The sequence below is a fragment of the Streptomyces sp. NPDC048584 genome, from assembly GCF_043199595.1.
In the GTDB taxonomy this organism is placed as follows: domain Bacteria; phylum Actinomycetota; class Actinomycetes; order Streptomycetales; family Streptomycetaceae; genus Streptomyces; species Streptomyces edwardsiae.
Window position 1 is genome coordinate 41237 of the sequence record NZ_JBICWF010000008.1, and the last position, 12895, is coordinate 54131.

General features: G+C 72.0%; 12 protein-coding genes. 6 read left to right on the forward strand and 6 right to left on the reverse strand.

Annotated features, from left to right (window positions below; genetic code table 11):
- The first annotated feature begins 258 nt into the window (after positions 1 to 258).
- Together ACGFR9_RS18855 and ACGFR9_RS18860 are read left to right on the forward strand one after the other, a co-directional pair.
- Positions 259 to 900, forward strand: a complete 642-nt coding sequence (locus tag ACGFR9_RS18855) for an IclR family transcriptional regulator (RefSeq protein WP_030224812.1) — start codon at positions 259 to 261, stop codon at positions 898 to 900.
- Positions 901 to 1609: 709 nt separating this feature from the next.
- Positions 1610 to 2401, forward strand: coding sequence for a PDZ domain-containing protein (locus tag ACGFR9_RS18860; RefSeq protein WP_393209675.1), 792 nt, complete (start codon positions 1610 to 1612; stop codon positions 2399 to 2401).
- A 183-nt stretch (positions 2402 to 2584) separates the two neighbouring features.
- On the opposite strand, the gene ACGFR9_RS18865 is transcribed toward ACGFR9_RS18860, so the two are convergent.
- The 5 genes from ACGFR9_RS18865 to ACGFR9_RS18885 are packed head-to-tail and all read right to left on the reverse strand — an operon-like array spanning position 2585 to position 6840.
- Positions 2585 to 3553 (reverse strand): glycine betaine ABC transporter substrate-binding protein, encoded by a 969-nt coding sequence (locus ACGFR9_RS18865; protein ID WP_393209677.1) that lies wholly within the window; start codon positions 3551 to 3553, stop codon positions 2585 to 2587.
- Complete coding sequence (locus tag ACGFR9_RS18870; RefSeq protein ID WP_393209680.1) at positions 3550 to 4437, reverse strand: ABC transporter permease; 888 nt, start codon at positions 4435 to 4437, stop codon at positions 3550 to 3552. The genes ACGFR9_RS18865 and ACGFR9_RS18870 overlap by 4 nt, the downstream gene beginning before the upstream one ends.
- Positions 4434 to 5708: an ABC transporter ATP-binding protein gene (locus ACGFR9_RS18875; protein ID WP_393209683.1), complete on the reverse strand. Its 1275-nt coding sequence runs from the start codon at positions 5706 to 5708 to the stop codon at positions 4434 to 4436. Before ACGFR9_RS18875 ends, ACGFR9_RS18870 begins: the two co-directional genes overlap by 4 nt.
- Positions 5701 to 6348 (reverse strand): ABC transporter permease, encoded by a 648-nt coding sequence (locus ACGFR9_RS18880; RefSeq protein WP_311646261.1) that lies wholly within the window; start codon positions 6346 to 6348, stop codon positions 5701 to 5703. Before ACGFR9_RS18880 ends, ACGFR9_RS18875 begins: the two co-directional genes overlap by 8 nt.
- A 21-nt stretch (positions 6349 to 6369) precedes the next feature.
- The gene (locus ACGFR9_RS18885; RefSeq protein ID WP_190000849.1) at positions 6370 to 6840 is read right to left on the reverse strand and encodes an Lrp/AsnC family transcriptional regulator; all 471 of its coding nucleotides are present in this window, start codon (positions 6838 to 6840) and stop codon (positions 6370 to 6372) included.
- Positions 6841 to 6962: 122 nt separating this feature from the next.
- On the opposite strand from ACGFR9_RS18885, the gene hppD reads away from it, so the two are divergent.
- The 4 genes from hppD to ACGFR9_RS18905 all read left to right on the forward strand — a co-directional run bounded on the left by hppD (position 6963) and on the right by ACGFR9_RS18905 (position 12321).
- Positions 6963 to 8111 carry a 4-hydroxyphenylpyruvate dioxygenase gene (hppD, locus tag ACGFR9_RS18890; RefSeq protein ID WP_393209688.1) on the forward strand — a complete coding sequence of 383 codons (1149 nt, stop codon included), beginning with the start codon at positions 6963 to 6965 and terminating at the stop codon, positions 8109 to 8111.
- 596 nt (positions 8112 to 8707) lie between these two features.
- Positions 8708 to 10114 carry an FAD-binding oxidoreductase gene (locus ACGFR9_RS18895; protein WP_393209691.1) on the forward strand — a complete coding sequence of 469 codons (1407 nt, stop codon included), beginning with the start codon at positions 8708 to 8710 and terminating at the stop codon, positions 10112 to 10114.
- A gap of 115 nt (positions 10115 to 10229) precedes the next feature.
- A complete protein-coding gene (locus tag ACGFR9_RS18900; protein WP_393209694.1) occupies positions 10230 to 11606 on the forward strand; it encodes an RDD family protein in 1377 nt (458 codons plus the stop codon).
- 97 nt (positions 11607 to 11703) lie between these two features.
- Positions 11704 to 12321 (forward strand): RDD family protein, encoded by a 618-nt coding sequence (locus ACGFR9_RS18905; RefSeq protein ID WP_393209697.1) that lies wholly within the window; start codon positions 11704 to 11706, stop codon positions 12319 to 12321.
- Between the two features lie 69 nt (positions 12322 to 12390).
- On the opposite strand, the gene ACGFR9_RS18910 is transcribed toward ACGFR9_RS18905, so the two are convergent.
- A complete protein-coding gene (locus ACGFR9_RS18910; RefSeq protein ID WP_393209700.1) occupies positions 12391 to 12684 on the reverse strand; it encodes a hypothetical protein in 294 nt (97 codons plus the stop codon).
- Positions 12685 to 12895 lie beyond the last annotated feature (211 nt).

Consider the following 12895-nt stretch of genomic DNA (forward strand, 5'->3'; position numbering starts at 1 on the left):
GGACAAACGGAACCACTTCGCTGTGAGAGTGCCCGGATTCTGGACGGAGCCTTCCGCTCACCGAACCGGCTCGCTACTGTCCCCGCTACGCACACGCCCCGTGGCAGCGCCGCCGCGGAGCGCAGCCGTGAAGCGACTGTGCCCGGACACAGCCGGGCCGCCGGCCGATCGGCGGCCTCTGAAGCGCGTGACCGACGGGACTCGGTGACGCATCTGCCGCGAGGGGACCGCCGACCTCACCACTAAGGAGTGGGCGTCGTGACCGCGGAGACCTCTCAGACGCTCGACCGGGGACTGCGCGTCCTCAAACTGCTGGCCGACACGGACCACGGGCTGACCGTCACCGAGCTTTCCCACAAACTGGGCGTGAACCGGACTGTCGTCTACCGGTTGCTCGCCACGCTGGAGCAGCATGCCCTCGTACGACGTGACCTGGGCGGACGGGCCCGGGTCGGGCTGGGAGTACTGAGGCTGGGCCGTCAGGTGCACCCGCTGGTACGGGAGGCCGCGATGCCGGCGCTGCGGTCGCTGGCGGAGGACATCGGGGCGACCGCGCATCTGACGCTGGTGGACGGGTCGGAGGCGCTGGCGGTGGCGGTGGTGGAGCCGTCGTGGACGGACTACCACGTGGCGTACCGGACGGGGTTCCGGCATCCGCTGGACCGGGGGGCCGCCGGCAAGGCGATCCTCTCCGCCCGGCAGCGGGGGGCGGACGAGCCGGGGTACACGCTGACGCACGGCGAGCTGGAGGCGGGCGCGTGCGGGGCGGCCGCGCCGCTGCTGGGGGTGACGGGGGTGGAGGGCAGCGTCGGCGTGGTCATGCTGTCGGAGGTCGTCCCGGAACGGGTCGGCACCCGCGTCATGGACGCGGCGCGAGAGGTCGCGGAAGCCCTGCGCTGACACACCGCGCGCCCCCACGGCGAGGCCACGCGCCCGCCCACACCACGCGACACCACGCGGGCCGCGCGACACCACGCGCACCACGCGGCACCATGCGCACCGCGGCACCGCGGCACCACGGCACCACGCGCACCACGCGCACCACGGCACCACGCGCACCACGCGCACCACGCGCACCACGGCACCACGCGCACCACGGCACCACGCGCACCACGCGCACCACGCGGCGCGGCATCGCGCGCGCCGCACACCGCGCGCACGCGTACTCCGCACCTCCGCCCATCCGCGGGCAGTCGTGCCGCAGGGCGGCACGGGTGGGCGCGACGGCACCCCGTCGGCGCCGGGTCGCGCTCCGTCCCCCCGTCGCGCACCAGTACCGCTGACCGGTGCACAGCGGGGGTGGGTCCACTCACCGGCGTTCGCCGGGTGCCGCTGCGCCCACCCGTGCCGCCCCAGCGGCACGACTGCCCGCAGCTGCGGCGGAGTGCGGGGGTGGGTCCACTCACCGGCGTTCGCCGGGTGCCGCTGCGCCCACCCGTGCCGCCCCAGCGGCACGACTGCCCGCGGCTGCGGCGGTCCGGCTGCTCGCTGCTGCGGCGGTCCGGCTGCTCGCGGCTGCGGCGGTGCGGCTGCTCGCGGCTGCGGCCTTGCGGCTGTGGTGTGGGTGTGGGGGACGGTGGGGTGGGGGCACGTGGTTACGATGAGCCCCGTGTTCTCCCGGTTCTCGCGTTTCCAGGCCCTCGCCGTGCTCGGTGTTCCCGTCGTGGCCCTGCTGGCCACCGCCGGCTTCGCCCCGCTGCCCTTCTCCGTCGCACAGCCCGGACTGACCGCGAACGTCCTCGGCGAGAACAAGGGGACACAGGTCATCACGATCACCGGCGCCCCCGTCAGGAAGACCAGCGGGCAACTGCGGATGACCACCATCGAGGCCACCTCCCCGGACACCCACGTCGACCTCCCCGACGTCATCGACAGCTGGTTCAGCACGAAGCAGGCGGTCATGCCCCGCGACTCCGTCTACCCGAGTGGCGACAGCGTCAAGGAGATCGAGCAGTACAACCGCGCCCAGATGAAGGAGTCCCAGGACGAGGCGACCCGCGCCGCGCTGCACTACCTCGACCGCGAGGACGACGACATCAAGGTCACCCTCGAGCTCGCCGACGTGGGCGGCCCCAGCGCCGGCCTGCTCTTCTCCCTCGGCATCGTCGACAAGCTCGACGGCGACGGCAGCGGCGGCGACCTCACCGGCGGCCGCGTCATCGCCGGCACGGGCACGATCGACGCGAACGGCACCGTGGGCGCGGTCGGCGGCGTACCCCTCAAGACGCAGGCGGCCAGGCGCGACGGCGCCACCGTCTTCCTGGTCCCGAAGGACGAGTGCTCCGACGCGCGGGCCGAACTCCCCGACGGCCTGCGCCTGATCCCCGTCACCACACTCGAGAGCGCCGTCGACGCCCTCGTGTCCCTGGACAACGGCAAGGGCCAAGTCCCCAGCTGCTAGGGCCTGTCCGGCGGATCATGCCGGAGGCGCGGGGTCTGGCACGCACATCTGCGGCGTTGTCGTCGGTTGCCAGGGCTCCGCCCTGTCGTCCTCCTCCGCCTTGCAGCTGCACGCACCAGACCCCGCTCACCTGGGCTGTAAAGGCACCGCCGGCTTTCTCCGGCTTGATCCGCCGGACAGGCCCTAGCCCTTCTTGACGAACCCCTCGTCCACCATCCAGTCCAGCGCCACCTGGTGCGGATCCTCCCCGTCGACGTCCACCTTCGCGTTGAGGTCCTGCGCCACCGTGTTGTCGAGCTTCGCCGTCACCGGCGCCAGTACCTCCGCGATGGCCGGCCACTTCTCGAACGTGTCCGAGTTGACCGTCGGCGCCGCGTTGTAGTTGGGGAAGAACTTCCTGTCGTCCTCCATCACCACCAGGTTCATGGACTTGATGCGCCCGTCGGTGGTGAAGACCTCGCCGTATGTACAGGCGCCCTTGGCGGTCTGGGTGTAGATGATCCCGGTGTCCATCTGTGTGACGTTGCCCGCCGGGATGTTCATGCCGTACGCCTTCTCCATGCCCGGCAGCCCGTCCGCGCGGTTGGCGAACTCGCCCTCCACGCACAGTGTCACCGCCCCCGGATCGGACTTCGCCAGCTTGGCCACCTCGGAAAGGGTCCGCGTACGGTACTTCTTGTAGTTCGCCTGGTTCATGGCGAGGGCGTACGTGTTGTTCAGCCGCGACGGCGCCAGCCAGGTCACCCCGTTCCTCACGTCCGCGTCCCGTACCGCCTCCCACTGCTCTTGCGGATCCGGGATCGGCTTGCTGTTGCCCTGGTACGTGATCCAGGCCGTGCCCGTGTACTCGAACCCGGCGTCCGCCTCCCCCTTGACGACCGCCTCCCGGGAGCCCACGGACCCCTGGATGCCGGTCCGGTCGACGACCTCCGCGCCGGCCGCCTGGAAGGCGATGCCCATGATCGCGCCGAGGATCAGCTGCTCGGTGAACTCCTTGGAGGTGACGGTGAGTTTCGCGCCCTCCAGCGGTTTCCCCCGGCCGACGGAGCCGGGTTCCACATCGTCGACCATGGGGGAGCCGCTGGTCAGCCCGCAGCCGGCGGCCGCCAGCAGCAGCGCCCCGGCGAGCAGCGGACACAGACGTCGTCTCATGCCCCCGCCTCCAGCCCGCGCGGCCGCAGCAGCAGCTCCGCCAGCGACGCCAGCCAGTCCACCAGCAGCGCGAGCGCGACCGTGAGGACCGAGCCCACGATCAGTACCGGCATCCGCTGGCTGGTGATCCCGGTGGTGATCAGTACGCCCAGTCCGCCGCCCCCGCCGAAGGTCGCCAGTGTCGCCGTGCCGACGTTCAGGACGAGCGCCGTGCGCACCCCGGCGAGGATGAGGGGCACGGCGAGCGGCAGTTCCACGCGCGTGAGCACGCCCATCGGGGACATGCCGATGCCGCGCGCCGCCTCCAGCAGCGTCGGGTCGTTGGCCCGCAGCCCGGCGATGGTGTTGGAGAGCACCGGCAGGATGGCGTAGGCGATGATGCCGATCAGGGCGGCCCTGCGGCCGATGCCCAGCCAGATCACCAGCAGCGCCAGCAGACCGATCGCCGGGGTGGCCTGCCCCATGTTGGCGAGGGCCATGGCCGCCGGGGTGGCCTTGCGGAACATCCGGCGGGTCAGCAGGATGCCCAGCGGGATCGCGATGATCAGCACGAAGAACGTAGAGATCACGGTGAGTTCGATGTGCTGCCACAGCGCCTTGGACACCTGCCCGTTCGACAGCGCGTTCCGGGTCAGCGCGTCGAGGTCGGCCTGCTCGAACCACAGCCAGGTCGCCAGCAGTACGGCGATCAGCGCGACGGGCAGGAACGTCAGCTTCCGCCAGGTCACCCGGTGCGGCGCGGCCGGGGCGGTGGCCTCGGCCTCCTCGTCCGAGGACCCGCCGCCCTCGTCCCGGAAGACATGCCCCCGCACCTCGTGCTCACCGTCGGGCCGCCACGCGGACGAGCCGGACCGGCCGGAGGAGCCGGGCGTGGCCGCCCTCACGCCTTCTCCTCCCCGCCGAAGCCCTCCTGCTCCGCGTGGGTCTGCGCGGACCGGTGCTCCTGGAGGTCCTGCTGGGCGTCCATGGCCTCCAGCCGGTCGGCCTCGAGGAGTTCGTGCACGGAGTTCATCAGCGTCTCCACGTCCACGACACCCTCGTACGTGCCCCGCCGCCCGGTGACCGCGACCCGCCCCGTGTTGTCGGTGAGCACGGCCTCCAGCGCGTCCCGCAGGGTCGCGTCCCGCGTCACCGTGTCGTGCACCAGCGTGCCCGCGCGGGCCAGCGAACCCTTCGCGCGCATCATGTCGCCGCGCCGCAGCCACTTGTAGGGACGGCCCCGCTTGTCGAGCAGCAGGACCTCGTTGTGACCGCCGGCGCGCAGCCGGTCGAAGATCTGCTGGATCGGGTCGTCGACGGACACCGTCGGATAGTCGGTGATCTCCACGTCCCGCACCCGGGTCAGGTTGAGCCGCTTCAGCGCGGCCCCGGCGCCCACGAAGCCGGACACGAAGTCGTCGGCCGGGTTGGTGAGGATCGCCTCCGGGGTGTCGAACTGGGCGATGTGGGAGCGCTCGCGCAGTACCGCGATCCGGTCGCCGATCTTGATCGCCTCGTCGAAGTCGTGGGTGACGAAGACGATCGTCTTGTGCAGCTCCCGCTGGAGCCGGATCAGCTCGTCCTGGAGGTGGTCCCGGGTGATCGGGTCGACCGCGCCGAACGGCTCGTCCATCAGCAGCACCGGCGGGTCCGCGGCCAGCGCCCGCGCCACACCCACCCGCTGCTGCTGACCGCCGGACAGCTGGCGCGGATAGCGGCCGTGGAACTCGCCGGGGTCCAGACCGACCAGGTCCAGCATCTCCTCCACCCGGTCCCGCACCCGGGCCGCCGGCCAGCGCAGCATCCTCGGCACCAGCGCGATGTTCTGCGCCACCGTCATGTGCGGGAAGAGCCCGCTCGCCTGGATCGCGTACCCGATCTTGCGGCGCAGCCGTACCGGGTCCATGTCGGTGACGTCCTCGCCGCCGATCCGGATCCGGCCGCCCGTCGGCTCGATCAGCCGGTTGATCATCTTCAGGGTGGTGGACTTCCCGCAGCCCGAGGGGCCGACGAAGACCACCGTCTCGCCCGCGCTGATGTCCATGCTGACGTCGTCGACGGCCGGCAACGCGCTGCCCGGGTACCGCTTGGTCAGCCCCTCCAGCTCGATGGTCGCCCCGACCGACCCGGACTCCTTCCCGGGGGCGTCGGCCTCGGACACGGATCGGTCAGGCACGGATCCCCCTGGAAATGGTCAGCCGCCCGATCAGGACGTACGCGGCGTCGAACAACAGGGCCAGGATGATGATCCCGAGGGTGCCCGCGAGCACCTGGTTCAGCGCGTTCTTGCTGCCCAGCGAGGCGATCCCGCGGAAGATCAGGTTGCCGAGCCCGGGCCCGGAGGCGTACGCGGCGATGGCGGCGATGCCCATCAGCATCTGGGTGGAGACCCGGATCCCGGTCAGGATCGGCGGCCACGCCAGCGGCAGCTCCACCCGCGCCAGCCGCGCCACCCGCGACATCCCGATCCCCTTGGCCGCGTCCACCAGCGACGGATCGACCCCGCGCAGTCCCACGATCGCGTTCCGCACGATCGGCAGCAGCCCGTACAGGGTCAGCGCGATCACCGTCGGCGGCACGCCCAGCCCCACGACGGGGATCAGCAGACCGATCATGGCCAGCGCCGGGATGGTCAGCAGGGTGGCGGTGGTGGTCGTGGCGAGGTTCCCCGCCCACTCGCTGCGATAGGTGACCACCCCGATCAGCACCCCGATCAGCGTCGCCACCACCATGCACTGGAAGACCACGCTGGCGTGCTGGTAGGCGTCGGTGAGCAGTTGCTGATGGCGGCTGCCCAGGTACTCCCAGAAGTTCACGTCCGCTCACCCCAGGTCGGTTCACTCGCCGAGCGCGGCCTGCTCCACCAGCGGGATGATCCGCAGCGGAACGGGGTTCTCCATGACGATCGCCGTGGAGGCCCGGACAATGCCATCAAAACCGACGACACGGTCGATCACCCGCTGGAGATCGGCGTTGGAACGCGCCACCAGCCGGCACAGCATGTCCCCGGTGCCGGTGGTGGTATGCAGCTCCAGCACCTCGGGAACGGTCGCCAAGTGGGCCCGTACGTCGGCCCCTTGACCCTGCCTGATCTGCAGCGTGGCGAACGCCGTGACCGGGTAGCCGAGGGCCGCCGGATCCACCTGGGGGCCGAATCCGCGGATGACTCCGTTCGACTGAAGCCGGTCGAGGCGGGCCTGCACGGTGCCGCGCGCCACGCCCAGCCGCCGCGACATCTCCAGCACCCCGACACGCGGCTCCCGCGCGAGCAGCAGGATGATCCGCCCGTCCAGATGATCGATCGCCATCCGGTCCTCCCCGATGGTCAGCCTGTACGGAAAGCCCGCCGATACGGGCGTACGACTGAACACATTGTCCAGTGAACAGCCAAACTATTGCGCACCTTGCAGAGCTGCCCCACGCTGCCCCTATGACGCAGACCACACATCACACTCCCGACGCGACCGCCCGGCAGGCCGATCCCTTCCCGGTCAAGGGAATGGACGCGGTCGTCTTCGCCGTGGGCAACGCCAAGCAGGCGGCGCACTACTACTCCACCGCCTTCGGCATGAAGCTGGTCGCCTACTCCGGACCGGAGAACGGCAGCCGCGAGACCGCGAGCTACGTCCTGGAGAGCGGCTCCGCCCGCTTCGTGTTCACCTCGGTGATCAAGCAGTCCACCGAGTGGGGCGCGTTCCTCGCCGACCACGTGGCCGCGCACGGCGACGGCGTCGTCGACCTCGCCATCGAGGTCCCGGACGCCCGTGCCGCGTACGCCTACGCCGTCGAGCACGGCGCCCGCTCCGTCGCCGAGCCGTACGAGCTGAAGGACGAGCACGGCACGGTCGTCCTGGCGGCGATCGCCACCTACGGCAGGACGCGGCACACCCTCGTCGAGCGCGGCGGCTACGACGGGCCCTACCTGCCCGGGTACGCCGCCGCCGACCCGATCGTCGCACCGCCAAAGCGGCGCACCTTCCAGGCGGTCGACCACTGTGTCGGCAACGTCGAGCTCGGGCGGATGAACGAGTGGGTGGAGTTCTACAACAAGGTCATGGGCTTCACGAACATGAAGGAGTTCGTGGGCGACGACATCGCGACCGAGTACAGCGCGCTGATGTCGAAGGTGGTCGCCGACGGGACGCTCAAGGTGAAGTTCCCGATCAACGAGCCGGCGATCGCGAAGAAGAAGTCCCAGATCGACGAGTATCTGGAGTTCTACGGCGGTGCGGGGGTCCAGCACATCGCGCTGAACACGAACGACATCGTGGAGACGGTGCGGGCGATGCGGGCGTCGGGGGTGCAGTTCCTGGACACCCCGGACTCCTACTACGACACCCTCGGGGAGTGGGCGGGGGAGACGCGGGTTCCGGTGGAGACGCTGCGTGAGCTGAAGATCCTCGTGGACCGGGACGAGGACGGCTATCTGCTGCAGATCTTCACGAAGCCGGTGCAGGACCGTCCGACGGTCTTCTTCGAGATGATCGAGCGCCACGGGTCGATGGGCTTCGGCAAGGGCAACTTCAAGGCGCTCTTCGAGGCGATCGAACGCGAACAGGAGAAGCGCGGCAACCTGTAACCCCGTAGCCCGCCGCCGCTGCGGGCAGTCGTGCCGCCGCAGTCCGCCGCAGTCCGCCGCAGTCCGCCGCAGTCCGCGTAGCTGCGGGCAGTCGTGCCGCTGGGGCGGCACGGGTGGGCGCAGCGGCACCCCCTCCAGCGGGGCCAGCGCACACCCACCCCCGCCCAGCAACCCCCCGGGGTGACGGCTGAGCGGGGGGACGGAGCGCAGCCCGGCGCAGGCGGGGTGCCGTCGCGCCCACCCGTGCCGCCCTGCGGCACGCCTGCCCGCGGATCGGCGGAGTGCGGCACGCCTGCCCGCGGACGGGCGGGCACGTCTGCCCGCGGGTCGGGGGAGGCAGGTGCGCGGGGCGCGGAGAGTGGCGGGCACGTCTGCCCGCGGGTCGGGGGAGGCAGGTGCGCGGGGCGCGGAGAGTGGCGGGCACGTCTGCCCGCGGGGCGGCGGGGGCAGGTGCGCGGGGCGCGGAGAGTGGCGGGCACGTCTGCCCGCGGGTCGGCGGGGGCAGGTGCGCGGGGCGCGGAGTCCGGCGGGTGCGTGGGGCGCAGCGGGTGCGCGTGGGCGTGGGGGTTCACAGTCGTGGGTAGGGGTGCGACGCTGTGATCATGAGCCGTATCGAAGCGCTACGCGATGAAGACACGGTGCCCCTGGTGGGCCGGCTCCTCGACGGCCTGCCCCGCGAAGCCGTCCTCACCGACCCCGACATCACCGCCTCCTACGCCCACGACATGGCGAGCTTCTGCCCTGCCGGCACCCCCGCCGTCGTGGTCCTGCCGCGCACCGTCGAACACGTCCAGCACGTCATGCGCACCGCCACCGAACTGGACGTCCCCGTCGTCCCCCAGGGCGCCCGCACCGGCCTGTCCGGCGCCGCCAACGCCACCGACGGCTGCATCGTGCTCTCCCTGACCAGGATGGACCGCATCCTGGAGATCAGCCCGGTCGACCGGATCGCCGTCGTCGAACCCGGCGTCGTCAACGCCACCCTCTCCCGAGCCGTCGGCGAACACGGCCTGTACTACCCGCCGGACCCCTCCAGCTGGGAGACCTGCACCATCGGCGGCAACATCGGCACCGCGTCCGGCGGCCTGTGCTGCGTGAAGTACGGCGTGACCGCCGAGTACGTCCTCGGCCTGGACGTCGTCCTCGCCGACGGCCGGCTGATGTCCACCGGCCGCCGCACCGCCAAGGGCGTCGCCGGCTACGACCTGACCCGTCTGTTCGTCGGCTCCGAGGGCTCCCTCGGCATCGTCGTCCGGGCGGTCCTCGCCCTGCGCCCCAAGCCGCCCGAGCAACTGGTGCTGGCCGCCGAGTTCGCCTCCGGCGCCGCGGCCTGCGACGCCGTGTGCCGGATCATGGAGGGCGGGCACGTTCCCTCCCTCCTCGAACTCATGGACCGTACGACCGTCAAGGCGGTCAACGACATGACCCGCATGGGCCTCCCGGAGTCCACCGAGGCCCTGCTGCTCGCCGCCTTCGACACCACCGACCCCGCCGCCGACCTCGCCGCCCTCGGCGCACTGTGCGAGGCCGCCGGCGCCACCCAGGTCGTCCCCGCCGAGGACGCCACCGAGTCCGAACTGCTGCTCCAGGCACGGCGGATGTCCCTGGTCGCCCTCGAAGCCGTCAAGGGCACCACGATGATCGACGACGTGTGCGTGCCCCGCTCCAGGCTGGGCGAACTCATCGACGGCGTCGAGCGGATCTCGGAGAAGTACCGGCTCACCATCGGCGTCGTCGCCCACGCCGGCGACGGCAACACCCACCCGACGGTCTGCTTCGACGCCTCCGACCCCGAGGAGTCGCGACGGGCCCGCGAGTCGTTCGACGAGATCATGGCGCTCGGCCTGGAACTAGGCGGCACCATCACCGGCGAACACGGCGTAGGCGTACTGAAGAAGGAGTGGCTGGCGCGCGAGATCGGCCCCGTCGGGCTCGAGATGCAGCGGGCCGTGAAGCACGTCTTCGACCCGCGGGGCATTCTCAACCCGGGCAAGCTCTTCTGAACGAGAACGTGCCCGAAACGGGTGGGGTCCGGCCGGACGGGCGGTCAGGTGCCCGCTCGTCTGATAGATGTGGTTCCCTCCGACCCACCCCTCGAGCAGATACGGGACGACGGACATGAGCGCCCCAACCCCGGCCCCCGGCGACGACAGGCCCCGCGAAGGGTATTACCCGGACCCCTCCATTCCCGGATACGTCCGGTACTGGAACGGTGCCTCCTGGGTACCGGGCACGAGCCGTCCGGCGCCCAAGGACGGCGCGCCGCTCGCCTCACCGGGCGGCGCGGGACCGGCGCGGCCCGCCGTCGAGGAGACCGGCCCGCACTTCTTCGACGAGGACCCGGCCGAGGCACCGTCCCCGGCCTTCCCGGCCCCGGCCTCCGAGCCCGCCGTCTCCCCGGCCGAGGCACAGCACGGCAGCCGGCCGGAACCCGCCTCGGCCTGGGGCGCCGACCGTTCCCACCAGACCGGCTTCGGCGGCGACCAGGACCGCAAGGTCTCCTGGGGCGCCGACCCGAGGGTCCCGCACACGCCGACGCCGACGCCCGCTCCGGAGACCGCGGACTCCCCGGACGGGGAGGCGGAGGCCCCCTCCGGCAGCACCTTCGTCTTCCGCCGCCCGGCCGGGCAGTCCCGGCAGGAGCCCGCCGCTCCCACGGACGACGGCACGATGACCTTTCGCGCCGTCACCCCGCTCACGGGCGGGTCCGGCACCGGAACCGCCGCCCCCGGGCGGCCCGGTTTCGGCGCCGGCAAGGCGGCGGCCGACCGGGCAGCGGCAGCGGCGGCAGCCGCGACGCCGCCCGCCCCGCAGCAGGCCACCGCCCCCGCCGTCCCCCCGCAGGCGGCGGCGCCCCAGCCCGCCGCCGCACCCCTCGCGAGCGGCCCCGGGGGCGGCCAGTCCTCCTGGGCACAGCAGGTGCACCGGCTGGCGGGCGACGGGGAAGCGCCCGTCGCGCCCTGGAAGCCCCCGGTCGACGACGTGTTCCAGGCCGCCGCCCGCCGCCAGGCCGCGGCCCGCCCCGCCCCGCTGGGCAAGCGGCTGGCCGCCCGGCTGCTGGACACCGTCGTCCTCGGCGCCGTCACCGCCCTCGCCGCCGTCCCGCTCGGCACGCGGGCCATGGACCACATCGACGCGAAGATCGAGGCGGCCAAGCAGTCCGGCCGGACCGTCACCGTCTGGCTCCTCGACGGCACCACCGCCGTCCACCTCGGCATCGTCCTCGCCGTCCTCCTCCTCGCCGGTGTCCTCCTCGAGGTGCTGCCCACCGTCAAATGGGGCCGCACCCTGGGCAAGAGGCTGCTGGGCATCGAGGTACGGGACATCGAGGGGCACGACGCGCCGTCGTTCGCCGCGGCCCTGCGCCGCTGGCTGGTCTACAGCGTGCCCGGACTGCTCGTGATCGGCGTCGTCGGCGTCGTATGGTGCCTGTTCGACAAGCCGTGGCACCAGTGCTGGCACGACAAGGCGGCGCACACGTTCGTCGCCGCCTGACCTCGCGTCACCCGGACCGCCGCCCCTTCGTACGGCCGCTACTCCGGACGGCCGCTCGCCGGATGCGGCGGCCGGGGGTTCACGGTCGACTCGGGGCATGACCACCGAACCGCCCCCCGGCTCCGGTCAGCAGCCGCCGGACGACGACCCGTTCACCAAACACCCCCCGCCGGGCGGTCCCGGGGCCCCCGGGCCGGGCTCCCCGTACGACACCCCCGGCGCGGGCGGCGGTCCGTACGGAGGCGGTCCCGCCGATCCGCTGGCCGGCATGCCCCCGCTCGCCGAGAGCGGCAGGCGCACGCTCGCCCGCGTCATCGACATGATCCTCGTCGGCATCGTCGTCTGGCTGCTCACCTGGCCGTTCGGCGTCAGTGAGTACAACGTCGACGGCGACGACGTCAACGTCGGCAACTCGCTGGGACAGTCCGTCATCGCCGCCGTGCTCTACATCGCCTACGACACCTTCATGATGTCCCGCAACGGCCAGACCCTGGGCAAGAAGTGGCTGCACATGAGGGTGGCGGACCTCGCCGACGGCTCCACCCCCTCCAGACAGACCGCGTTCGTCCGCGCCCTGGTGCTGTGGCTGCCGTTCGCGTTCTGCTGCGCCTGTGTGTGGACGATCATCGCGGGCGGCTGGAGCTTCTTCGACCGGCCCTACAAGCAGGGTCTGCACGACAAGGCGGCCAAGACCGTGGTGGTCAGCACAAGATGACGGCCGTACGAGACGAAGGTCCGCGCGGGACGACGGCTCCGCGAGACGACGCCCCGCACGCCACGACGCTCAGGACGCAGCCCGCTCCCGCACCGGCTCACGCGCCGGCGACGGGACGGTGGCCCGTACCGGCCGGATGGACCGGACCGGCTCCGGAGCCGCGGACGCGACCGCCGCGACGGCACGACGGGGGTGCGCCACCGCCATGGCGACCAGCAGCCCGAGGGCGAGCGCCGACACGGCGACGACGGCGACGCCCACGGTCGAACTCGCGCCCGACAGCAGCAGCAGGGCGAACGTCGAGAAGATCACGGTGCACGAACCGTAAACGAGCTGAGCGACAGTCGGACGGGGCATGGCCATCGTGTCCTCGGGAGTCGGGGTATGTCCGCCTGGCTTTCCACCGGTTCGGGGCGGTTGTGCCAAGCGACTCTAACCGCGAGCGTGCCCTGGGGGAACGCGCGGTAAGCGTGACCTGACCTACAGGGCCGGTGCACAGGGGGCGCACGGAGTCATGACGTCCGACAAGTGGACGGTTGTGCGCGCCCGCGAGGGTTCGCGCGGATGCGTCCGG